At 41.9% G+C, this 23,043-nt stretch carries 21 protein-coding genes; 8 read left to right on the top strand and 13 right to left on the bottom strand.

Annotation, left to right across the window (positions count from 1 at the left end; genetic code table 11):
• Positions 1-5 precede the first annotated feature (5 nt).
• The 7 genes from P2W82_RS01110 to P2W82_RS01080 form a co-directional block, all read right to left on the bottom strand.
• Complete coding sequence (locus tag P2W82_RS01110; protein WP_336513984.1) at positions 6-683, bottom strand: HAD family hydrolase; 678 nt, start codon at positions 681-683, stop codon at positions 6-8.
• 10 nt (positions 684-693) lie between these two features.
• Positions 694-1,284, bottom strand: coding sequence for an HD domain-containing protein (locus tag P2W82_RS01105; RefSeq protein WP_336513983.1), 591 nt, complete (start codon positions 1,282-1,284; stop codon positions 694-696).
• Between the two features lie 6 nt (positions 1,285-1,290).
• Positions 1,291-2,376 carry an alkaline phosphatase family protein gene (locus P2W82_RS01100; protein WP_336513982.1) on the bottom strand — a complete coding sequence of 362 codons (1,086 nt, stop codon included), beginning with the start codon at positions 2,374-2,376 and terminating at the stop codon, positions 1,291-1,293.
• A gap of 20 nt (positions 2,377-2,396) precedes the next feature.
• Positions 2,397-3,701, bottom strand: coding sequence for a ComEC/Rec2 family competence protein (locus tag P2W82_RS01095; protein WP_336513981.1), 1,305 nt, complete (start codon positions 3,699-3,701; stop codon positions 2,397-2,399).
• 69 nt (positions 3,702-3,770) lie between these two features.
• Entirely contained in the window at positions 3,771-5,303 is a 1,533-nt protein-coding gene (locus P2W82_RS01090; RefSeq protein ID WP_336513980.1) for a SusD/RagB family nutrient-binding outer membrane lipoprotein, read from the bottom strand.
• Positions 5,304-5,324: 21 nt separating this feature from the next.
• Positions 5,325-8,612 carry a SusC/RagA family TonB-linked outer membrane protein gene (locus P2W82_RS01085; protein ID WP_336513979.1) on the bottom strand — a complete coding sequence of 1,096 codons (3,288 nt, stop codon included), beginning with the start codon at positions 8,610-8,612 and terminating at the stop codon, positions 5,325-5,327.
• Positions 8,613-8,788: 176 nt separating this feature from the next.
• Complete coding sequence (locus P2W82_RS01080) at positions 8,789-9,508, bottom strand: head GIN domain-containing protein (protein WP_336513978.1); 720 nt, start codon at positions 9,506-9,508, stop codon at positions 8,789-8,791.
• A gap of 320 nt (positions 9,509-9,828) precedes the next feature.
• Here P2W82_RS01080 and P2W82_RS01075 point away from each other — a divergent pair, with 320 nt between their 5' ends.
• The 6 genes from P2W82_RS01075 (at position 9,829) to P2W82_RS01050 (ending at position 17,344) form a co-directional block, all read left to right on the top strand.
• Positions 9,829-10,155 (top strand): hypothetical protein, encoded by a 327-nt coding sequence (locus tag P2W82_RS01075; RefSeq protein ID WP_336513977.1) that lies wholly within the window; start codon positions 9,829-9,831, stop codon positions 10,153-10,155.
• A 302-nt stretch (positions 10,156-10,457) separates the two neighbouring features.
• Positions 10,458-11,309, top strand: coding sequence for a sugar phosphate isomerase/epimerase family protein (locus P2W82_RS01070; protein ID WP_336513976.1), 852 nt, complete (start codon positions 10,458-10,460; stop codon positions 11,307-11,309).
• 78 nt (positions 11,310-11,387) lie between these two features.
• On the top strand, positions 11,388-12,599 hold the full coding sequence (locus P2W82_RS01065) for a hypothetical protein (protein WP_336513975.1): 1,212 nt from the start codon (positions 11,388-11,390) through the stop codon (positions 12,597-12,599).
• 196 nt (positions 12,600-12,795) lie between these two features.
• Entirely contained in the window at positions 12,796-13,365 is a 570-nt protein-coding gene (locus P2W82_RS01060) for an RNA polymerase sigma factor (RefSeq protein WP_336513974.1), read from the top strand.
• An 11-nt stretch (positions 13,366-13,376) separates the two neighbouring features.
• Entirely contained in the window at positions 13,377-14,135 is a 759-nt protein-coding gene (locus tag P2W82_RS01055) for a tetratricopeptide repeat protein (protein WP_336513973.1), read from the top strand.
• Entirely contained in the window at positions 14,132-17,344 is a 3,213-nt protein-coding gene (locus P2W82_RS01050; protein ID WP_336513972.1) for a CHAT domain-containing protein, read from the top strand. The genes P2W82_RS01055 and P2W82_RS01050 overlap by 4 nt, the downstream gene beginning before the upstream one ends.
• Before the next feature lie 348 nt (positions 17,345-17,692).
• Here the strand turns inward: P2W82_RS01050 and P2W82_RS01045 are convergent, their stop codons facing one another.
• Entirely contained in the window at positions 17,693-18,568 is an 876-nt protein-coding gene (locus P2W82_RS01045) for a TolB-like translocation protein (protein WP_336513971.1), read from the bottom strand.
• Between the two features lie 58 nt (positions 18,569-18,626).
• A complete protein-coding gene (locus P2W82_RS01040; protein ID WP_336513970.1) occupies positions 18,627-19,250 on the bottom strand; it encodes a WbqC family protein in 624 nt (207 codons plus the stop codon).
• Positions 19,251-19,539: 289 nt separating this feature from the next.
• Here P2W82_RS01040 and P2W82_RS01035 point away from each other — a divergent pair, with 289 nt between their 5' ends.
• Complete coding sequence (locus P2W82_RS01035; RefSeq protein ID WP_336513969.1) at positions 19,540-20,043, top strand: LEA/WHy family protein; 504 nt, start codon at positions 19,540-19,542, stop codon at positions 20,041-20,043.
• Between the two features lie 229 nt (positions 20,044-20,272).
• On the opposite strand, the gene P2W82_RS01030 is transcribed toward P2W82_RS01035, so the two are convergent.
• A complete protein-coding gene (locus tag P2W82_RS01030; RefSeq protein ID WP_336513968.1) occupies positions 20,273-20,635 on the bottom strand; it encodes a heavy-metal-associated domain-containing protein in 363 nt (120 codons plus the stop codon).
• A gap of 27 nt (positions 20,636-20,662) precedes the next feature.
• Positions 20,663-21,295 carry an orotate phosphoribosyltransferase gene (gene pyrE / locus P2W82_RS01025; RefSeq protein ID WP_336513967.1) on the bottom strand — a complete coding sequence of 211 codons (633 nt, stop codon included), beginning with the start codon at positions 21,293-21,295 and terminating at the stop codon, positions 20,663-20,665.
• Between the two features lie 33 nt (positions 21,296-21,328).
• Here pyrE and P2W82_RS01020 point away from each other — a divergent pair, with 33 nt between their 5' ends.
• Entirely contained in the window at positions 21,329-21,955 is a 627-nt protein-coding gene (locus tag P2W82_RS01020; protein ID WP_336513966.1) for an NUDIX hydrolase, read from the top strand.
• 154 nt (positions 21,956-22,109) lie between these two features.
• On the opposite strand, the gene P2W82_RS01015 is transcribed toward P2W82_RS01020, so the two are convergent.
• Both P2W82_RS01015 and coaD read right to left on the bottom strand, forming a co-directional pair.
• The gene (locus P2W82_RS01015) at positions 22,110-22,538 is read right to left on the bottom strand and encodes a hotdog fold thioesterase (RefSeq protein ID WP_336513965.1); all 429 of its coding nucleotides are present in this window, start codon (positions 22,536-22,538) and stop codon (positions 22,110-22,112) included.
• A gap of 8 nt (positions 22,539-22,546) precedes the next feature.
• Positions 22,547-23,035: a pantetheine-phosphate adenylyltransferase gene (gene coaD, locus P2W82_RS01010; protein ID WP_336513964.1), complete on the bottom strand. Its 489-nt coding sequence runs from the start codon at positions 23,033-23,035 to the stop codon at positions 22,547-22,549.
• Positions 23,036-23,043 lie beyond the last annotated feature (8 nt).

Here is a 23,043-nt window from a genome sequence, read left to right as displayed (position 1 = left end):
ATTTTTCAATGATTGATGATGGCCGGAAGTGCCAGCAGACTGTCAATAATAAAATCAGGATGATAGGGTTCGAGCTGGTGTCTTGTAAATGCACCGGTTGTTACCGCAACCACCAGCCCGCATCCCGCTGCGCGTCCCTCATTTACATCTACTTCGGTATCACCTGCTTTCAATACCTGTTTTGCATCTGTTAATGCGGCGCGTTTCATGAGCTCATGGATCATATACGGGAAAGGTCTGCCCTTTTCTACTTCATCACTTGCGATATAGTCATCAATGATTCCGTTTTCTCTCCAGCCAAACCTGTTTATAATGGTATCAGCAATCACTTTTGGGAAACCCGTATTCAGAGCGATCCTGATTCCCATCTTTCTGCAAATCATAAATACATCTTCGGCACCATCCATTGGCTGGACAGCATGATCATATGCGTAGTAGGATATCATTTCCCCGACAAAATCATTATGTACTGCTTCGATTATATATTCATCAGTTTCGCGACCATGATTCCGCAATACGGTTTCAATAGCGAGTGTTTTCTTGTAGCCCATCAAAGGCTTTATTTCCGGAACAGATATCTCCACTCCAAAATTTTCAAATGCAGAACGGAAAGCACGGGCAACTGCATCCTGGTCTGCTACTGTAGTACCCGCCATATCAAAAACCGCAAGTTTGAATCCCATATTTTTCTCTTTATTTTTTATTCTGATCTAACAAATGATCGATCATCATTTTCCTGTAACTGTTTAAAGAAGGCAAAGGTTTATCTGAAATTTTAGCCTGCTCATCCCAACGACGAAGATTCAGATGTTGCTGAAACAAAGGATCTGCCTCGAATGCAGACGCCTCTTCTGCAGACATCTTTCCACCCTGAAATCTCAACGTTTCTTTACTGGCATCGGATAGCTTTTCATAATATTCCGGATAGCGAAATGTCAGGTATCGCTTAGCCTGGACGTGATTCCTTACCAGGCTTGATATGGATTCTGAAAATCCATGGTCAAGAAGAAAATCAGCCCCTAGTTTTTCATGATCAACAACTCCAAATCCATCCATCTGTTCAACCGGTTGAAGGAACTCACAAAAATGGCCCAGGTCATGAAAGAATGCAGCGAGAATAATCTCTTCACTGCTACCGCTCTCTTCTGCCAGTTGTGCAGCCTGAACCATATGCTCAAGTTGAGAAACGGGTTCACCAATATAATCTCCATCTCCAAAACGATCATAAAGCGATAGGATAAAATCAGCCGTTTCTGCGGCTTTCTGTTCCGGGTTTACTGTCATCTTTATTTATTTTTTTCCGATGCTTAATGCGGGCAGAGGAGTATGTTTTGGTTTAAAAGATTTTCCAAGCCATTCTGCGATTGTGGCCGCTATTTGCCCTTGTTGATAGTGCGCCGACGTTTTATTTTCTCCACTTGGAGGCACTGATGGTCCGATTGCCGCGATCCAGATTTCACTGGCATTGTAAATCTTTTCTCCATGATGCTTCCAGTTGCTGCTGTCCGCAGAACCCCGACCATGATCTGTTGTAATGATCAAAGTCGTTTTGTTTGCGTACTCCTTTGTCGACTGAATATATTCCCAGATCTGCCTGATCCATGCATCTGATTTCTGAATGGCATCGAGGTAATAATCATATCTGCCTGCGTGCGCCCACTCATCGGTATCGCCCAACCCTATATACATCAACTTTGGCTTATTCACTTTCATATACTCAAATGCGATATTGAAAGTAGCAAGATCCAAACGCTCTCCGCCATGGAAAAGATCGGGCATCTCATGCTGGAGTCGGTTAAACAATTGTTGCCTTTCTGTCAATTTTCCACCGAGATCTCTGAAACCATCATTCACCAGCAGTCCACTCCTGGCTTCGTTGAAAATTGAAGAGTACACATCCCATGATCCGAATACAACAGTTTTATTTTTGAACTCAGGCATTTTGTTCAGGTATTCAAATACGTTTTCGTTGGGATTGGGAATTTTATCATTTGAGTTTACTCCTTTATCGGGATAGCCTGTAAATATTTCATTGTAGCCTGGATAAGAGAACCAGTAAGGATTTGCGTTGTTTACAAAATTCCCATACTGCCTGTTTCCCAACAGCATCCCCTTCGAGGCAATCTGCGACCAGAAAAAGGGCATCAGCTTTTTTCTGCGTTCAACTGCCGTTGGTGCCCAGAATTGCTTCTGAACATACTTATAACTATACTCGGCTGTCGTATCAAAACAAAGAACACTGTCTGCACCACCAAACAACTCCTGCCAGCGAAAGCCATCCATCGTGATAACGATTATGTTTTCAGATGTATTCGTTTGCGTATATGCGTTATCAAATAAAATTGTCGCAAGAATAATTGTAAAAAATTTTTTCATGAGATCGATTTTGTTGGCGTTTAATGACGGATTGATTTTGATTGATAAGGCCCGAATACTGATTTAACGGGCATTTCCGGAGTATTGTCTTCCAGAATAATTATGTAATAAGATTTGCCGCCTGGCAAGACCCGAACCACAATATGGCCTTGTTGACTTTTATAAGACCTGTCAATTAACGGTCCGATTACTATTCTGTTTGCCTCGAGCATATTTGTTGCAAAAAGATCGCGTTCACCAGGATAAATATTTTTATTTGTCATCCTGATCAAAACTTCATGACCCGGATGATCCGACGACCAGCTCTGCCCGATCCATATCTTGGGCTTCAGTGTTTTTACAAAATATTCGTTGATTGCGTCCCGGTTGCCATGATGATCCATCGTTGCAATATCAACTTCCCCAACAACCTTAGCAATTGCAGTCTCTACATCTTTTAATGGATTATCACCGGTAATTAAGTTGCCTGCATTATCTCCGCCCGTATAATATTTAAATGGCCCATAGTTGATACAAAATGCAAGACTCATACTATTCTCATCGGGCCATGTGGTGGATTTCGAAGCATCTGCATCCGGAAAATGATTTACCACTGAACTGTCTTTACCAGTCCAGATAAAACCATTTGATTTGATATTCTGAATATAAAAGTCGTTGCTGGCAAGCTTACCATTTTTTTGAACAAATTGAGTTTTACTGCCTGCGCGAAATGAATCCAACTTTAACCCTGATTTTGATTTTTCCTGTATAAATGCGAGATAGTTTTCAAAAGTCTTATCAAATGTGGGTTCAATATATTTCGCTTTTTCAGTTTTCCTGAAATCAAAGGGAAATGAAAAAGATGGTGATGCACGATCTGCAAGCGTTCTTATCGGAATAACTTCTCCAACACCTGTAATGCCGGACAATACAAATTTTCCCGACTTTGATAGTGGAGCATCAGGATACCAGCTTCCAAAATGGTCATCATGAAAATGTGTGGTCAGAGCGTAATCAATCTGTGTCTTCTCCGATTGAGGTGAATGCCTTTGAATATACCAGGATATCCATTCGTAAGGCTTCTTTTCATTATTCGGCTTGATGGATGAATTCCTTGGTGTCATCACTCTCGAATCTGTCGGTGGAATTTCACCTGCGTCCAGCAACATGTTTGTGCCATCCGGAAATATGATGAAGGCTGCACTTCCTCTGCCAGTATTGATATGATGAATATCCAGGAAACCGGGCTGCCATGCTGGTAAATGCTTACCCATAACGAAATCCTGTGCGACAGTAGAGAGTACAGAAATAAAATAGAAGATCGACGCGAAGATTGTTCTTACCATGGCACTAAGTAAAATAATAGGAAGCGGACGACCAATTCCGCTTCCTTAGATAACCAAAACAACTAACGATTATTGAAGCAGCCAGATCTTGGTGTTGATATCATCGGTACCACCCTGTCTTGCAACGGCAGCAGCGCGGTTATCAGTGTTCAACGACTGTTCAGACAAAGGATAGATATACCTGATCGGAACTTTATTGTTATTCAGATTCGCCGGGCCGGGAACAATTGCAGGCATGCCTGTTCTTCTCCAGTCAAACCACGCTTCGAGACCGTTGAAATAAAGCGCGACCCATTTCTGCATGGCGATTTTTGCAAGCTTTTCATCATCGGAACCAGTAAGCGCAATATTAGGGCGGGAAAGATAATCAGCAGGCATCTCTATATTCAGGTTGTAGCCCGATGGCACTACGATCTTCCAGTAGTTGAAATTGGACGAAATACCTTTGTTATAATATTCTTCCGCTGTACCTGTGGAAATGAGATTTTTCTGTCTTGCCTCGGCAAGAAGAAACTGCAATTCAGAATAGTTCATCAGTAGCGCTCTTGCAGCTGCGGGATCAGGAGCAGCTTGATTCACATCGTTACAAACAAGGCATGCAAATGTGTAACCCACGCGTGAAACACCCTGCACTCCGCCATTATAGGCAAGCGCATCAACATCGCTCAAACCGTTAGGAATGCCTTCGATTTTGGGTGAGCCGGCTGCAACTGATTTCTGTGTTGGTCTACCAAAAATATTCACCCTTGGATCACCGAGCGCATTCAACCTGTCAACTAAAGTTTTGCTGATGCGAAATTCATCAAAAGAACCGACACGGGAGCCGTATAAAGGCCATTGATTAGGAGCCGCCGCGAGATACTTCAATTCTGCATTGTCAGCATTGCTTTCAAACAATGGATATTTTACAGGGTCACTGATGATGGCTTGTAAATCTGCTCCTACATTTTTCTTTTTCGAAACCCGCATGAGCAATCTCACTCTTAAAGTGTTTGCGAGTTTTCTCCACTTGATCAGAGATGAGGCGCCACCGCCATAGATCAGGTCTCCATTCAGACTGATATTATTTGGCGTACTCAGCAGTTCGTTTGCTTTTGCAAGGTCAGCGAGCAATCCATTATAGATATCTTCCTGTTTATCGTAAACAGGCTGGTATACCTGTTCGGATTTTGCCTTGCCGGCTTCTGAATACGGAATATCACCATAGGCGTCCGTTGCCAAAGAGAACATCCATGATTTCAGAATCAGGCTCACACCGAAATAAGGATTGGTTTCCTCTTCTTTTACATCGTTCATAATATTCTGCACGTTACGGTAGGTATCAAAAACCGTATTCCAGATATCATTTTTTTCATTCCACAGATAACGGTCTTCATTCACGAACTGGATCTTGGCATGATGCTGAACTACTATATTACCAATTCCCCAAGCTTCGTTAACCTGGCGATCCATCAATGATTTGATTATACCACTCAGCAAAAGATCCGGCGTTACAATGGTGGGATTATTTCTGTTGGTATTGACCTCTTCAAAATCTTTTGTGCACGAAACTGCCGCTATTACGATCAGGATCAGCAGGAATTTTATTTTCATCTTTTTCATTACTATGATGATTTTAATGGCTTATAATTTGAAACTCAGATTTACACCATAGCTACGTGCGGAAGGCAGTGCCATGTATTCGATGCCCGGTAAGGCAGTACCACCAGAATATGACATATTCTCCGGATCAACATGCGGAACTTTATCCCACAATAGCAGGTTGCGTCCCACCAGTGTTACTGACATACCATGGAACGGGGTTTTGCCAAACCATTTATCAGGAAGATTGTAACCGATCTGCAGTTCACGCAGTTTGATAAATGACGCGTCGTACATAACACCCTCTGCAATACTACGTCCACCAGTATATGCGGTATGCCACTGACGAACATCCACTTTTGTAGTATTCGGACTGAAGCTACCATCTGCATTCTGAACAACACCGGCGCCTATCACACCGTTTCCGGGTTTACTGAGATCATATCCGTCGGCACGGCCTTCGAGTGTTTCTTCAATGATGCCACCTTCACGACCAACAGTCTGCGTATGTGAATAAAGTTCACCACCCTGACGTATGTCAAAGAGGAAACTTAATCTTACACCGCGGTAATTAAAACTATTTCCGATACCGACGAGAAAATCAGGGTTGTAATTGCCCAACTTAATCCTGTTGGTTGTTGCAATCGGCCGACCGTTTGCAGCGAATACCATCTGACCTGTATAAGTGCCTTTGGCATCATAATAAGGTTTATTGGGATCTGTACTTTGAACACGGGCAAAACCAATTCCATACAAATCTCCCATGCGCTCGCCAACACGGGCTTCAACAGAAACTGAACGGCTGGCCATAACATAGTTTGTTAGTCCATCACTAAGTTCAACAACTTCACTTCTGTTCGCAGAGAAATTCACATAAGCATCCCAGGTAAAATTCTCTTTGCGTACAGGCGATATCGTTAGGATCGTTTCAATACCCCAGTTTTTGATAAGACCTGCATTGATTTTTCTTGAAGAATAACCGCTGGTATTCGACAGAGGTATATTCAGGATCTGGTTTTTGGTACGACTCTGGTAATAAGTGAGATCAAGACCGACTCTGTTACTGAAGAAACGGATATCAGTTCCAAATTCGTAAGCTGAACTGATTTCGGGCTTGAGTTTAAGATTGGCCAGGCTGCTTGTTTCACTGTAGATCTGGTATGCACCAAAGGGGTCACTTCTATTGTAGGTCTGTGTAAAGGCAAATGGATCTGTATCGTTGCCCACCTGCGCAAAGCTGCCCCTGAGTTTCCAGAAGCTGATCACTTCAGGCAAATGGATCATATCGCTCATGATCACACTAAGGGCTACTGAAGAATAAAAATAGGAATTGTCAGTAGATCCAAATGCCTTCAGATTTTCAGGTAATGTAAGCGCACTGCTCCAGTCATTCCTGCCTGTTACATCAAGAAAAATTTTGTTTTTCCAGGATACGCCAGCAGTACCATAAAGGCTATTAATTCTTTTGCCAACATTACTTTGTTCTACAACCGGTGCGATCCTGGAGTTATTCATATTGTAGATGTCCGGGATATTCAACTGTCCGGCCACTTCTTCGTTGAAGCGTGATGTCTGGCGCATCTGGTTACCACCGAGTGTTGCGCTGAAAGCAAAGTCACTGTTGATATTTCTATTTGCAGACAGAAGGAAATCAGAATTTCTTTCCTGGTTCGTGATATTCACCTCTCTGTACTCTCCGTAAGGGAAGCGTTGTGTACTGAATGCGCGACGATATTCGCGTCTTTCTGCACTCCAGTCAGTGGCCGTACGTAATTGCAGACTCAGCCAGCTGGTGAAATCATATTTCAATACAATATTTCCAATAATGCGGTTATAGTACTGTCCATTTGTATTTTCATATACAGTGAGGTATGGATTATCATGGTAATTGTAGTTCCAACCGTATTGTTTGATATTATCCAGACCATTCTGCCATAGCCTCTGCATGTCGCTTACCTTTACAGATGCAGGTAACCAACAGTTGAACAGGTACATGATATTTTCAGTACCATAACTGATGGAAGGGCGGTTATCACTCACACCATTGATATAGCTTACATATGCACGTGCTGAAAGTTTGTTGGTGAAATTGTATCCACCGGAAAGAGAAACTGTGTTTCTTTCCAGGTCGGTATTAGGTACCATACCTTTCTGATTAAGATTGGTATAGTTCAAACGGAAATCGCCGTCTTTATTTCCACCAACAAGCGCCACATTGTTTGTATAAGTTGTTCCGGTTTCGAAAAAGTTTTTCAGATTGTCCTTATCAGCAACCCATGGAGTTGATGTGATCACGCTTCCTGCTGGCGCATTCAAATCGCCACCAGTGAAAGGAATGACTTCACCGTTTAACGTCCTGGGTGAGTTGTACTGCGGAAACAGCTGACCTTTAAAAGCTGGACCCCATCCTTCATCAGTACCGTCGGCAAGACCACCACCACCACCGTTTACAAATGCAAAATCTCCACCACTACCATTTCCCTGTCCGTAAACAGTTTGGTACTTAGGAAGTTTTAACGGTGTTTCGAATGTCGCATTACTGTTCACTTCAACACCAATGCCTTTTCCTTTTTTGCCTGATTTTGTTTTGATCAGGATCACGCCGTTTGCTGCACGTGAACCATACAATGCTGATGCAGCAGGGCCTTTCAATACACTCAGACTTTCGATATCATCAGGATTGATAAAGCTTGCACCATTTCCAAAATCCACCTCAAGATTTCCTCTGCCCGATCCTCCTGCAATAGCATTACTGATAGGTACGCCATCAACAACGTATAGTGGTTGATTCTTATTCAGGTCGACCGAACGTTCACCGCGGATAGAAACACGGGCAGAACCTCCAACACCTGACGGGCTGCTCACTACGGTTACTCCCGCTACCTTACCGGCAAGTTGATTAACCACGTTGCTTTCCCGGGCCACTGTGAGGTTTTCACCTTTGATATCCTGGATGGCATAACCCAGTTTCTTTTTCTCTTTTCGGATACCCAATGCTGTTACTACAACTTCTCCGAGTTCGGTGGCAGTTGAATTAAGAATAATGTTTGCTGCATCGTCGGTCCGGATTTCCTGACTGCCGAAGCCAACATTTGTAATTACAAGGAGGTCGTTGTCACCGGCTTCAATGGCGAATTCACCATTGTTATTGGTGAAGGTCTTGCGATCTGTACCTTTTACGGTAACAGTAGCGCCTTGCAGTGGTAATTTATTTTCAGACGAAAATACTTTCCCACGGATTGTTTTTTGTGCAAATGCTGCGGTGGACAGGAATACAAGAATCGCCACTAGGCAGAATTTCCTGTAGCCCGCGAAGATAGGATGACTCATAAGCGCCAGTTAATTTGGTTACCAGATTTGTTTGCCCGGCGAAACTCAAATTGAATTGTGAACGCAATTTTGTGTTATTATGAACGAATTGATATTAATGTATGAAGCAGATATGAAAAAACAATGGAATCGCGCAGTTATGCACGATTCCATTTATTGTTGGTGGAAAAAATATATCAGAGTTTAATAATCTTACCGGTACCACTCACCTGCGATTCTATTACAGGGTTACCTTTATAATATAATGTTCCACTTCCTGTAATTACGGTTTTGATATAGTCATTTGCAAATACACGAATGGTTGCGGAGCCGCTGATGCGTGAGGTAAGTGAATCGGTACTCAGATTTTCCCAATCTGCAAGTCCGCTACCCGTAATGTCGATATCGGCTTTCAAAGCAACACCGTTTTCAATAGAAATATTTCCTGATCCATTGATATCGGCCAATAGTCTGTTTGCCTCAAGAAACGGAATGGCGATATTTCCGTTGCCGCTGATTCCTACATACAAAACATCAGGCCGGTAAGGAGTCATCACGACGATATTACCATTTCCAGCTAATTGCAGATGAGAAAGATCAGGCGCCTGTACATGAATCTTTATATTCTCACGTGTACGGATATTCGCATTATTTTTTACGGAGAAGAAAATGGTATTGTTTACAACTTCTGTTTTTATCAGGTTGATAATATTCTGTTGTGCTTCCACTTCCACCTTGAATGTTGACGAAGGAGTGTAAAACAAAGTCGCCGGAACTTCCTGCACCAGCATTTCAAAATCTGCAGTGTTGATCGTTTGTCTTACCACTGGTCCTGTGCCTTCTACTTTTGTGCAGGAGTTCAAAACTGCCATAATTATAACAAGTACTGATAATGCATTCCGGTTTTTCATTTTCATTTTTCTGTTATTAAAAATTCAATTTTTTGCTATATCGATTTCATGACAAACATGAAAGGTTTTCCGTGACAATACCGGATTGATTTTATTCATTTGATTGCATCCTTAACATAGCTCTAACAGATTGATACTCACGATCGATTTTGCAACAATACAAATCCGGTTTCCTGTTATGTGTAAACCGGGTTTTAAAGCAGAGAAATCCGGCAGCCTGACTTTTATTTTCCTGAAAGAAATACTATATTGTTTGCAGACGGGCAGGTATCATTACCGTTCACAACCTTAAACCTTTAGCGGCACTTAGCCGGGGTACTACTTTTATGGAAAGAAAAGAGGAGTATGCAATCAGTGCTATCAGGCAGTATCAGGATCGACTGAATTTTATCAGGTCGAACAGTATCTTATCGCCGGTATATTTCAGGAAAAAAATTCTCTTTTGGTTTTTACGCAGTTTAAGTATCGCAGTTATATATTTTCTATTCTGGAAGTACCACTGGGTCAGGTGGACATTGGTACTGAGCATACCCGTTAGTGTACTAAATATAGTATCTGTATTTACCTGGAAATATCTTCTTCAGCAAAAATTAAAAAGAAACGAACAGGAATTGCATGAATTGCAGACGCAGTCTGGAAACAGCGCTGAGTAGGAAGCCGGTTGTCAGAACAGCCAGTTGTTCGTTGTTCGTTAAACAGCCAGTTTTCCACTTTCAGTTTACTGGATTTCTTCCTGTATCCTGTATCCTGTATTCTCAACAGTCGGCTGTTCCCTATTGCCCGCTGCCTGACTACTATTGCCTCTGTTCTCTCCCATCTACCGTCTGCTGTCTTTGCAAAAATTCAATATCTTCAACCGAAATAATCCACGATGCACCAACGCCGCCGTTTTTTGAAATTATCAGGAATTGCCAGTGCCTCTGCCCTTCTTCCACAAATAAGTTTTTCCAGGCCAATGCCGTCGAAATCTTCTTCATTTATTTATTGTCTGAACACCGCAACGATCCGAGGACATAAACTGGGATTTTTTAAGGAACTGGAACTTGCTGCTGCCGGCGGATTCACGGGCGTGGAAATCTGGCTGGAAACCTATCAGCAATACCTGTCTTCCGGTGGAACAGTAGCGAATGCTGCAAAAAAAATTAAAGACCTTGGCCTGACAATCGAAGATGCGATCGGTTTCGCATCGTGGATTGTTGATGATAACAGGAAGCGCGGGGAAGCACATGAACAACTGAAAAAAGAAATGGAAATCCTTTCTGGTATCGGATGTAAAAGAATTGCAGCGCCTCCAGCAGGTGCAACCGGATTACCTCTGCTCGATCTGAATGTCGTTGCTGAACGATATAGGTCGATACTTGAAATCGGCGATAAAACGGGAGTTATACCTCATCTCGAATTGTGGGGATTTTCAAAAAATCTCGGCAAACTCAGTGATGTGATGTTTGTCGCGATTCAAAGCGATCACCCTTCAGCGAAAGTGCTTCTCGATTCCTATCATATATATAAAGGAGGAACCGATCCCGCTACATTAAAACTCATCAATCCCACAGCGGTGGATATTTTCCATATTAACGACTACCCTTCCGGCAAGCCAACGGATACCATAACCGATGCAGACCGCATTTATCCTGGCGATGGAGTGGCACCACTGGCACAGGAACTAAAAATTTTAAAAGATCCCCGCAGGCCGCTCGTGCTCTCTGTTGAAGTTTTTAATGCCGAATATTATAAGGACGATCCGCTCCATGTCGTTAAAACTGCGTTTAAAAAAACGAAAGCGGTCGTCGAAAAGGCAGGTTTGTAAAAATTTGGCAGAATAATTTTCCTTTCTTGATGATGACATCCGGGCTCCGGCTGCGATGTATTGCTATACCTATTCATAATGAGAAAATCTATAGCAATCATCGCGGCCTTCCTTTCATTCTCCGCCTTTTCCTCCTGCAATGATCAGCCGGCTCCGGCTGCGCAGCAAACAAAACCTGACCAGGATGAGACGATTTCTGCCAATCGCAAAGCCATGAACCTAACTGCGGAAATCAACTCACGAGCGGAATCGTCAACAATAGAAGATTATAAAAACCAAAATGAAATGCAGACCGTATATGACATGACCGAAAACAGTTTCAGTATCGCGATGCCTGCAGGTTGGCAGAATATAGCGTTGATGCATCGTTTGCATAACAGCCCAAGAACACTTGTGAGGGCAATTTCGCCAGATAACAATGCAGTTATTTTCATGGGTGATCCGGCACTCCCGGTTTACTCAATACCGAATCCGCAGATGGAAGCGATGTACCGGGACATGGGAATGAATCCACCGACGCAGTCTTCACAGTTTGTTGATGCTGAAACTTATTTTACCACTTATATGCAGGAACGTTTTGGTCGCCTTCAGGGTTTTGTACTGGATGAAAAATACGTTGATGAAAAAGTGGTTGAATTCCAGCGCAGGGAAATGGAGAAAATGAATTTTCATCCCAATGTGACCAATATCAGCTACCGTTTTCACTATGAAAGTAATGGACGTACGATCAGAGGTGTAGTAAACGGTACCACGCTGAGTTTTGGTAGCGGTTGGTTGCCGGAAGTAAGCGGTTACTGTACAACCGGTAATCTGAATGACCTTGAAGAAATTTTCTGGGCGATGGGAAAATCAAGGATTCAGAACCCTGCGTGGCAACAGGCTCAGCATGCGCGTCATCAGCAGGTTATGGCACAGATTGACGCGAATACACAGGCAATGACTGCCCAGCACCAACGAAATATGGCGAATATCCAGGCAAGTGCACAGGCGCATCAGCAAAAAATGGCAGCACTTCATCAAGCGGCCGATATCAGGAACCAGGCCTGGGCCGGTCAGCAGGCTTCGTTGGATGCACAACACAAACAGTTCATTAACGGCATTCGCAATGAACACACGGTTGCCGATCCATCGGGAAATACATACCAGGTAGATAATTATTCAGATAAATACTTTGTAGACAAAACAAATAATACCTATATCGGCACCCATGGAACAGTAACACTCGATGATCTCAGGCAGATCAAAGGCCTTAACATCGACAATTTTGCTGAAACCATTATTATCCGTTAACGGGAACATCCAACCGACCCTTTCTCGTTTTTGGTTTTGCCCCGGCTCAGGCCGGGGCTTTCCTGTTAAGCACTAAAATAAATCTGAAAAAAAATTCCGGATTGATGATGACATCATTCTGTTTCAACGATGTATACGGGAATGGGGTTCTGAAACGCAGTAAAATTTAGTTTATATTATTGTCGTTTAAACAGATATGCGACAAAATATAGCATCCGGATTCAATGATCAGGTCAGCCTGGTTCGTGCATTGAAAGCAAATGATGATGCAGTACTAAAAATACTGTACCGGGATAATTACCCGAAAGCGGAAAGATATGTACTTGAAAATAGCGGCACGGAAGAGGATGCAAAAGATGTTTTCCAGGAAGCATTTATTGCAGCATGGAGAAATATCCAGTTGGATAAATTTTACCCGGAAAATGAAACTGCCCTGGCAGGATATATTTTTCAAATCGCAAAATTCAAATGGATCGACAGGCTTAGAGCAGATAAAAAAAACCGGGTAATATCGATAGATGAAACGATCCGCCCCTGGCAGAAAGAAAATGAAGAGAACGAAAGCAACGATGATGATTTCATTCAGCAGGTGAAAAAAAGTTTCAAAAATCTGGGCGAAGTGTGCAGGGAAATTTTATCAAGGTTTTACTTCAAAAAAGAATCACTCAGAACAATAGCATCACATACTGGGCTAACCGAAGCAACAGCCAGAAATAACAAGTACCGGTGTCTTCAACGCCTGAGGGAAATGGTGAAGACCACTTAAAAAATAATTCATTGGAAAACTCATCGTCCATATCTCCGGAAGAAACCGATCTCATTGAAAAATACCTGATGCAGGAAATGTCAGCAGAAGAACAGGCTGCATTTGAACACCGGCTTGCAGGAGACCAGGTTCTTCAATTCAAAGTGAACGAAATGAAGTTGCTGATCATCGGTATCAATGAATCCATGCTCACACAAAAGCTTGAGATTTTCCACGAAGAAGTCAAAACAGCAACACCCGTGAGATCAATTCAGTCTGTAAAAAAATACGCATATCGAAAATGGCTGGCAGCTGCTTCAGTGGTAATCCTGGCAGGCATAACTGTTTTTTACTTTGCTACTAAACCTTCTTTACAGGAACAATTGTACCAAACATATTATTCTGCAGACCCGGGTTTGATGACGACTATGAGCAGTGCTTCCGACAATTACACTTTTGAAAAAGCAATGGTGGATTATAAAAGCGGTGATGTATGGAACGCGATTGAATCCTGGGAACAATTGCAGACTGCCAATCCATTAAATGACACTTTGAATTATTTCCTGGGTTCGGCATGGCTGAAACTCGATCACCAGGAAAAAGCGATTCCTTATCTTCAGCAGGTTGCAAACAAGCAAGCGTCCGTATTTAATGCTGATGCGCATTGGTATCTCGGCCTCGCACTATTGCAACAGGGAAATCGTTCAGAAGCAGTTGCCGAAATCAAAAAATCTGACCATCCGCAAAAAGGTGCGTTGTTAAAAGACATCAGTAATATGAACAACAAATGAAATTACCAGTAAAGAAAATATTACTGATAATTTACGTTGGCATCTTTGCAAATACAAATGCCCAACCGGTATCTTCGGTACCTGTAAAACAGCTGATCAAAGAAAAAAAATATGACAAGGCCGCATTACTGATTGATACGCAAATCAACTCCATCCTCAGTTCGAATGCTTATGATAGTCTTGCAACTTTTATAGTTCCATTTGGTACCATTGCCGTAGAACAAACAGGCGCCAACAAAGGCGCACAAAAATTAAAGCAGCTGGTTATTCGGATTAAATCTGTTGTAAAAGATCCAACAATATTAAAAGGAGTTTTATCAGCAGCTGGCGCATTTTATGAAGACGAAAATCAGCATACGCTAGCCTATGATACCAACATGGAAATTCTGGAAATAGAAAGGCAATCTTTAAACCCGGACCAGAAAATAATTGCCAGCCTTGAGGCCGATCTTGCTGTATTTGCGCAACGAAAAGGAAATGCAAAACTGTCCGGTATGCACACCCGAAATGCGATGCGCATTCGCGAAACTTTCAGTGTTCCTGATTACGAAGATCTGTATCAGTCCTACAATGGGATGGGAACCATGTTCTGGTTTGCAGCTCAAACTGACAGCGCCGGATATTTTTTCAACAAAGCGTTGGACGCCCTCGCAAAAACCGATTCCAATGCCTACAACCGTTATTACAGACCAGCAATTATTCTGAACAATCTCGCAGCCATTTACAGTTTACAGGGAAAAATGAACCAGGCGATCCAGGCGATGCAGACAACGATCAGTGACATTAAAAAATTCCTTGATTCTCCGGACGATCATCCAAAGAGAAAAACAGCTGTTGAATTTCAGTTCCAGGCAATTGATAACCTGGGAGGCTTGTACAAGGAACTTGGGAATTACACACAAGCGCGGGAATTGCTGAATTATTCCTGGCAACAGAAGAAGATTCATTTTAAGGAAGAAAATCCGGAAATCTTCAAAAGCGAAATCCTGCTCGGGCAGGTATATAAAGACCTGCGCAATTTCGAAAAAGCGGAACCGCTGTTGATTTCCGGTTTAAAAAAAGCAACCGGTCCCAATGGCGATGGCTTTTTTGCAGCGGATGGAGCATACACTCTTGCGCTTCTTTATGAAGGTTCGGGCAAACCTGACAGGGCTGCGCGTTATTTTGAAATGAGTGATTCGTTGTACTCGCTCGCTTACGAGGGAGACTATGATAATATTTACCTGGATTTTGTTCGTAATGCTTCTTTGTTTTACGCTGAAAACAACATGCCTTCAAAAGCATTGCAAATGGCTATGCGCAGTTACAATTATGTGCAGAAAAATAAAGCGGGAAACCTGTTGCCGCTATTTGAAGCAGTAAACCTTTCCGAAGTATATTTCCGAAATGGAATGTATGCTGATGCAATCAAACGGAGCGATGAGGCAATCAATCTCGTAAATAAAAATATTGCCAATGGAAGCAGTTTGATGGATTCCGTATTGATTGAGTTTCGAAAACCCCGGGCAATTCTGATGAGAGTAAAATCAGAATACATGATGCTGGATAAAAAGGATACGGCCTCATTGAAGAATATACTCGCAAAGGTTCAATCAGCATTACAGATTCTTGAACGGAGAAATTCATTATTACATGATCCCGAGAATACAAAACTCGTTATATCCGACCAACGTGAATTGGTGAATTTTATAAAGCAATTACAGATTGAACTATTTGAGAAAACCCAGGATCCGAAATATATCGACGAAATGCTGGGCATACATGAGTCTACACTGTATCACCGCATTCGCGCGAGGCTCGATGTGAATGAAGCTATGCAATTTAATGGCGTTCCGGTATCAGTACGCAATCGTGAGTTGGAAATCCGTTCGATGATGAAGTCGGCAATCACCAATGAGCAACTCGATGCTTTCCTTGCTGCTGAGAAAGAATGGTCAGTTTATACTGAAGAAATCAGGTCGAAATATCCAGTCTATTATGCAATACGTTTCAGCAACCTTTTTCGCCCGGTTGCTGATATCATGCAAAAAATACCTGGCGACATACAGGTTATCCGTTATGTTTTTGCAGGGAAAAAATTATATGCCGTCGTATTCAGCAGGGAGACACGCTTTATGACTGTGTTGGAAAACCAAAATATAGGTGAAGAAATAGAAATCGTAAATGACAGTCGTACACCGTTCACACTGGTTGTGGAGAAACTAAATTCTTTGTACAAAAAACTATGGCAACCCTTTGCTGATCAGATTCAAAAAAAGAGAATTATTATAATTCCGGATGACATCTTATTCAACCTGAGCTTTGAGACATTAACCCACCAAAATATCAGGAGTTATAGTGAATTGTCTACACAATCTCTTCTCGGCAGGTACAACATCGCATACAATTACAGTTTATTCCTGATACAACCGATCGCCAAAAATGAAAACTTTGATCAGAATTTTGTGGCCTTTGCGCCCGGATTTTCTGATGAAGTAAAAAAAGAATATCTCGACAAAAAACTGGATTCAATGAATATCGACAGGGGTTATCTTTCGCTTTTGCCACTCCCCTTCACGCTCAGGTTAGCCAGCAGCGCCAGCAGATTGCTTGATGGCAAAACTTTCCTGATGAACCAGTCTACGCTATCGGCATTCAAACAGATCCAAGGCAATTTCCGGGTGATTCATATCGGAACGCATGCCGAAGCCAATAACCAATATCCGGAATATTCACGATTGATATTTGCCAAGGATCTGCAACATCCGCTGGATACAAATTCGCTTTTTCTATTTGATATCTATAACTGTAAACTCAATTCTAACTTAACAGTGTTGACTGCCTGTGAAACCGGTAAGCCTGGCCTGGAAGATGGTGAAGGAATGATTTCTCTTGGCCACGCATTTAACTATGCCGGAAGCGAAAGTATGCTGACCAGTTTATGGAAGATTGATGAACAGTCCAGCGCAATGATCATGGAATCATTTTATAAATTTCTGCAACAGGGATCAGCTAAGGATGAAGCATTACGACAGGCAAAACTGGAATATTTAGCGAGTGCGAGAGGAAGAATGCTGGCCCCGCAGTACTGGGCCGGACTTGTGATAGTAGGTGATACCGCTCCGATCGATCTTAAAAAATCAGGTCAGTGGAAATGGTTTGCCGGAATAAGTATATTGGTATTACTTTCTGTATATACTTTACGAAGTAAAATGAAAAAGTCTGCGTGAATATATTTGTATCACTTACTTAAAATAACGTCAACTGACGTGAAGCCTGCATATCCGCAAAAACCGGGAATCGGTCCACACAGATCATTTATCCGCCCCACGGGTGTTCCAGGAATTCAAGACCTGGACATTTCAGTATTCATCAACCAACAACAGTGCAAAGTGACGGATCCAATACTTCTTTTCCCGCCAACCAAACTTATGAAACGGTCAACGGACTAAAACTGTTATTGATTTTCCTGGAAAAATGTAAGCGGTAATTTGATGTTACCGCCTGCATTACTGAGCGATATTTTTCACTCAACTTCCTGTGGTGATCATATGGGTAAAATTTCCCATTTTTTTCGTCTACTTATCCCTGAAAGATTCAATATCCACATCCATAAAGTAAATATCCTCGTACATGCGACCAGTGGCTTTCTCCTGCCTGGAGAAATAGAGTCGTTTTTGATGACGATGATAAAATGGACAGAATTCTGCAAACTTTGAATTGACGGGAGCTCCGATCGTCTTTGGTTTCGTCCAGCTGCTTCCGGATCTGAAACTGATATAAAGATCTACTTCTCCGATGCCTGTGGAATCATCAGAAAAATAAATCAGGAAATCTTCTTCTGGAGAAATAAACGGGTTTGATTCACGGAACGACGTATTAACAGGCAAACCGATGTTCTGTGGAACCTGGTACTGACCATCTATGAATCGTGAAACAAAAATGTCGGAGTTACCGGGCTTAGACTCGTTGTCTTTCATAAAATAGATATCTCCTTTTGCTGTCATTGAAGCATAGGATTCGGAACCATCTCCATTGATCTTATTTCCCAGATGAAAGGGCTCAGACCAGCTATTCTTTTCACGCCTTACCGCCCAGATATCAAAACCTTTTCTTTCCGGTCTTCCAGGGACGGGCCTGGTAGATTGAAACAAAACCATTTTCCCATCAGGACTAAACATTGGATCAATATCTTTCCATTTTGCAGCGTCATCTGAAAAACTGGCAACTACAGGATTCGACCAGGAACCTTTATTCAGGGTCGCTTCCATGATTAATAAAGTATCCCTTCGTCCATTGGATTTTACCCAAAGTGAAGTCTTGCTATCGGGAGAAACAGTGAGTCCGAAAACGCCGCCGTCAGAAATCTTTCCTGGCTCAAACTTTTGAAGTTGCGATTGAGCGATTGATCCGAAACATATCAATTGAAGTATTAAAAGCAGGTTGAGTTTCATCTACGGAAGTTAAGTTCCCCATAAATTACTGTATCAACCGCCTATCAAAATCGCGGAATTAAACATTGGGCATCTGACATTTCTTCAGCTTTTCACCAGCAAACTTTCCCTCGCAAAACAACAGATCAAGAATGCACATATTGGTTTTGAAACCAATCCGATCTTCAAAAACCTGGGGATATTTTGGCAAAACGACATTGGTAAGCCGATCATAATTTGAAGGTCTGATCTTATTTAAAAGACTTAACTCTACTTTTTTTGTGTCTGATTCTCCAACGATTTCATACCGGGCACCCAGCTTTTTCGATATCCAATTGATGCAGATCCCGTTCCAGTCGATTAACAACTCCGGACGATTTTGAAATAGCTTTTCGAGTTCATCCTGGTAATAAATAAACCAGGGCGATTTTCCATAAACAGAAAAAATGGTTCGCCAATGGATGATCTGCCAATCGGATGAGTAATCAATTTTTATTTCCGCGTATTTCTTTTTTTGATCCCTTCCACCGATTACCGGAATACTCAGATGGATGATCCCATTCGCTCCTGGTAGGAGACACCGGTTCCGAAAACTGCTTTTCTGCCAATCTTCATATTCGCAAAAATCAACATGCGACGCAGTAATTAAAGCAACCCATGAATAGATCGTTCCAAAGTACTGGTATTCAATTAAAAGTTTCAATTTGAGATAGTTTGTTTAATCTTTAGAAATTCTTGTCGGTAGCAAGCAAAATCCTACGAGTTGTTGCCAAATTCACTTAAAAATAAATTCAATTAAACTTTATATTGAATTGATAAACATTCGAAAAATTACTTTTAATGCTGCTAAAATTTATGGCAATAAAATCAGCCCTGATTTAACATTCATAATTTGAAAATGCTACAATATTTAGCGATGATTTTTTGTTGCAAAAATCCCAAAATTAGCCAATAAAAAAATGCAGAGAAGGAATGCCGTAATTTTATCGCATATGCGAATACTCATTGGGATAGCTTTAGCCGCCCTCTTCATTACAGGTGGATGCCTTGCGGGAAAGAAAATTCAACAGCCGGAATTTCTTGGAATCAATAATCTTGGAGTCGGAGATTTAGGTTTGAAAAAAAGTCGACTGACTGCGGATTTGTTTTTCTACAATCCGAATAAATACGGCATGGAATTGAAAAAGGCGGAGCTTGATTATTTCATAAATGAGAAAAAAGCCGGATTCACCGTTTTGGATACCCTTATTAAAATTCCAGCGAATGATACTTTCAAAATCAATGTCAATTTAAATATCGACATGAAGAATGTTTTCGACAATGCAATGTCGATTTTTCAGAAAAATTCAATTTATCTGTCGATGACGGGCAATGTACGAGTCGGAAGAAATGGCATATTTTTCACCGTTCCGGTGAAGTATGCCGGCGAACAGAAATTGCCCTGGAAAAAAGGAATTGATGAAGAAACAGTAGGCGGGTCGGCGCCCGGAAAATAGTATGTGCTTTTCGCCTTTCAGGAATGAATAACTGTTTTGAAGAAAGAAGCAGGGGCCGGCACCCGCGAATGTCCATTGATCTTAGTGAAAAAATTCATATATCCGGATAATCCCGAATTCAACTTAAAAAGTAAAATTTGTAAGCTGGATTCCGAAATCCCATAAGGGCTGTTCAACCTTTAACTTTCAACATTCAACTTTACACTTGACCGACTATTGCACGCACACTCTAATTGGTTTTTTTGGGGTGTCCGCCGTCTTCGGGTTTTTTGCAGATGGTTGGCAGCTTTTTGTAGGCATCTTCATCGGCAGTTACATCGTCAGCATCATAACCAACATTTGCGATCGCCGTTTTAATATTTTCGAGGTTTGTGCGGTCTTTTAAATAAGTGACATTCACGTATCCGCTATGATAATTGACTACGACTTTAGTAATTCCTTCTTCATATTTCAGGTAATCTTCAACACGTTTTTTACATTCTTCACATTTTATACCTGGGGTATTGATTTTTACAGTCACCGGTTTTTTCTGTTGCCCAAGTGCAGATAGGGTAAGCCCGGAAATCAGTATAAAAAGGGTTAATTTTTTCATTGCGGATTTTTTGTATTTCAAAGTTATTTAAATGCCTTTCCATCCCGCAGGATCGCTGCGCCAATTTAACAAAGTGTTCTGTACATCGGCGGCCACCTCGCCTTTTTCGATTGCCAACTGGATCAGTGTTTCGTAGTTTGTCAGCGAATGCAAAGGAATTCCGGCCGTTTCAAACGCTTTTGAAGCTGCGGGAAATCCATAGGTAAATATAGATACCATACCTTCAATCTGCAAGCCCGCCGATTTAGCCACATCGCATACCTGCAAACTGCTCTTACCTGTAGATACGAGATCTTCTATGATCACAACTCTCTGCCCTTTTTCAAAATATCCTTCAATCTGATTTCCCATACCATGTTCCTTTGGCTTCGGTCTCACATATATATACGGTAGTTTTAACTGATCGGCAGCCATTGCCCCCCAGGCGATGCCAGCAGTTGCGACACCTGCAAGCAGTTCCGCGTCAGGAAATTTCTCAAAAATCACATTGCACATTTCGCTTTTAATAAAGTCCCGGATATAAGGGAAGCCCAGCACTTTGCGGTTGTCGCAATAAATGGGACTTTTCCATCCTGAAGCCCAGGTAAAGGGCTGTTGGGGATTCAGACGCACTGCATTAACTTGTAATAACTTTTCGGCTACCGCTTTTTCGTTTGTCATGGCGCAAATTTATCCGGAATCTCAATCTGTAAAATGGTAATCAACATTTATTTTGGCGAAAAGCCGGTCTTTCTTTGCGACGAACTCAACCCTGAACTGCAGGAAATACTGCATCACCCTGATGCCGTTTTTATCGATGAGATCTCTTCTCATGCACTCAAATCCCTGATGCACGAAATCAGGAAACCTGAATTTCATGCGGGCGTAGTGCTGAGCACGGATCTTCCGGCGCTGAAGAAATTATTTTGGAAACAATTTACCGTCATTAAAGCCGGTGGCGGATTTGTACTGAATGAAAAAAGGGAACTGCTGATGATATTCAGGCGTGGTTTCTGGGATCTTCCAAAAGGCAAGCTTGATCCAGGTGAAAAAATCGAGGACTGTGCCGTAAGAGAAGTGAAAGAAGAAACTGGTTTAGTCACTGTCAACCTGAAAAAACACCTGGCAACAACATACCATATCTATGATGAATTCGGCAAACATATGCTGAAAGAATCCTGGTGGTATAATATGAAAGCGAATTCAAAAGAACCATTGATAGCGCAGACGGAAGAAGATATTACCCAGATCGGGTGGCTGAAATATGAGGATGTGGTGGGTGTGTTGCCCAAGGCTTATCCTTCAATCAGGGAAGTAGTAAAGGTGGCTGGAGAATTCTAATTTCTTTGTGCACTATGTGCCTATGTTATCTATGTGGTTCAGAAAAGGCCTTCAGCCCGTGAAAATTGAAACACAAGGCACAAAGGGAACATAGAAAAATATAAGCGATATTATACATACAGAAGCTTACGTTTAACGTTCAACGTTATACGTCCTACCTTTTCTTGATTACTGCAACTGTCAGCCTGCTCACACAAATCAGCTTCCCTGCTTCATCGGTAATTTTTATTTCCCATACCTGAGTACTGCCTCCAATATGAAGTGGCAAGCATTTACCTGTAACATAACCGCTGCGCGCAGAACGGATATGATTGGCATTAACTTCGATACCTACGGTCTGGAATAGTTCATCATTGACTACAAAATGCGCCGCGACGCTTCCCAAAGTTTCTGCGAGTACAACTGATGAACCTCCATGTAATATTCCGTAGGGCTGAACAGTACGGTGATCCACCGGCATACGCGCTGTGATAAAATCATCTCCTATTTCAGTAAACTCAATTCCGATATGTTCACCGATGGTTCCTTTTCCCATCTGGTTGAGAGTATCAACATGCAGAGTCTTATTATACCAGATAGACATAAAACATATTAGCGTGCGGAATTTGCATTTGCCCTGAATTCGTTGTTGACAACATCAGGAAGAAAAAGTGAAGCATCGCCGCCATTGCGTAAGATATCGCGCACAATGGTAGATGCTACAGAAGTATATTTCGGTTCACCAGTAAGAAAAATAGTTTCTATTCCCGGATCTAAAGTTCGGTTGGCATCAGCAATCGTTTTTTCATATTCAAAATCGCTGACGTAGCGGATGCCACGGAGAATAAATTTCGCATTGATCTGTTTGCAGAAATTCACCGTCAGACCTTCATACATCGCACCGGAAATTTTTTCTTCGGAATGAAAAATCTGTTCTATCCAGTTGAGTCTTTGTTCTGCACTGAACATAGGTGATTTAGTAGTGTTGATGCCGATAGCGATAACGATCCTATCAAACAATGGTAATGCGCGTTTGATGATATCTACATGACCTAAAGTGATCGGGTCAAATGTTCCCGGAAACAGGCATATCCTTTCCATAATCTGAA

The organism is Pollutibacter soli (genome assembly GCA_029269725.1).
GTDB classification, from domain to species: Bacteria; Bacteroidota; Bacteroidia; order Chitinophagales; family Chitinophagaceae; genus Pollutibacter; species Pollutibacter soli.
Note: the sequence above shows the minus strand (reverse complement) of the source record. Positions and strands in the feature narration are given on the sequence as shown.

Excerpts from the sequence above, each read along its gene's own strand:
- P2W82_RS01110 (WP_336513984.1), bottom strand. The coding sequence starts at position 683 with ATGGGATTCAAACTTGCGGTTTTTGATATGGCGGGTACTACAGTAGCA.
- P2W82_RS01105 (WP_336513983.1), bottom strand. The coding sequence starts at position 1,284 with ATGACAGTAAACCCGGAACAGAAAGCCGCAGAAACGGCTGATTTTATC.
- P2W82_RS01100 (WP_336513982.1), bottom strand. The coding sequence starts at position 2,376 with ATGAAAAAATTTTTTACAATTATTCTTGCGACAATTTTATTTGATAAC.
- P2W82_RS01095 (WP_336513981.1), bottom strand. The coding sequence starts at position 3,701 with ATGGTAAGAACAATCTTCGCGTCGATCTTCTATTTTATTTCTGTACTC.
- P2W82_RS01090 (WP_336513980.1), bottom strand. The coding sequence starts at position 5,303 with ATGAAAAAGATGAAAATAAAATTCCTGCTGATCCTGATCGTAATAGCG.
- P2W82_RS01085 (WP_336513979.1), bottom strand. The coding sequence starts at position 8,612 with ATGAGTCATCCTATCTTCGCGGGCTACAGGAAATTCTGCCTAGTGGCG.
- P2W82_RS01080 (WP_336513978.1), bottom strand. The coding sequence starts at position 9,508 with ATGAAAATGAAAAACCGGAATGCATTATCAGTACTTGTTATAATTATG.
- P2W82_RS01075 (WP_336513977.1), top strand. The coding sequence starts at position 9,829 with ATGGAAAGAAAAGAGGAGTATGCAATCAGTGCTATCAGGCAGTATCAG.
- P2W82_RS01070 (WP_336513976.1), top strand. The coding sequence starts at position 10,458 with ATGCCGTCGAAATCTTCTTCATTTATTTATTGTCTGAACACCGCAACG.
- P2W82_RS01065 (WP_336513975.1), top strand. The coding sequence starts at position 11,388 with ATGAGAAAATCTATAGCAATCATCGCGGCCTTCCTTTCATTCTCCGCC.
- P2W82_RS01060 (WP_336513974.1), top strand. The coding sequence starts at position 12,796 with ATGCGACAAAATATAGCATCCGGATTCAATGATCAGGTCAGCCTGGTT.
- P2W82_RS01050 (WP_336513972.1), top strand. The coding sequence starts at position 14,132 with ATGAAATTACCAGTAAAGAAAATATTACTGATAATTTACGTTGGCATC.
- P2W82_RS01045 (WP_336513971.1), bottom strand. The coding sequence starts at position 18,568 with ATGAAACTCAACCTGCTTTTAATACTTCAATTGATATGTTTCGGATCA.
- P2W82_RS01035 (WP_336513969.1), top strand. The coding sequence starts at position 19,540 with ATGCGAATACTCATTGGGATAGCTTTAGCCGCCCTCTTCATTACAGGT.
- P2W82_RS01030 (WP_336513968.1), bottom strand. The coding sequence starts at position 20,635 with ATGAAAAAATTAACCCTTTTTATACTGATTTCCGGGCTTACCCTATCT.
- pyrE (WP_336513967.1), bottom strand. The coding sequence starts at position 21,295 with ATGACAAACGAAAAAGCGGTAGCCGAAAAGTTATTACAAGTTAATGCA.
- P2W82_RS01020 (WP_336513966.1), top strand. The coding sequence starts at position 21,329 with ATGGTAATCAACATTTATTTTGGCGAAAAGCCGGTCTTTCTTTGCGAC.
- P2W82_RS01015 (WP_336513965.1), bottom strand. The coding sequence starts at position 22,538 with ATGTCTATCTGGTATAATAAGACTCTGCATGTTGATACTCTCAACCAG.
- coaD (WP_336513964.1), bottom strand. The coding sequence starts at position 23,035 with ATGGAAAGGATATGCCTGTTTCCGGGAACATTTGACCCGATCACTTTA.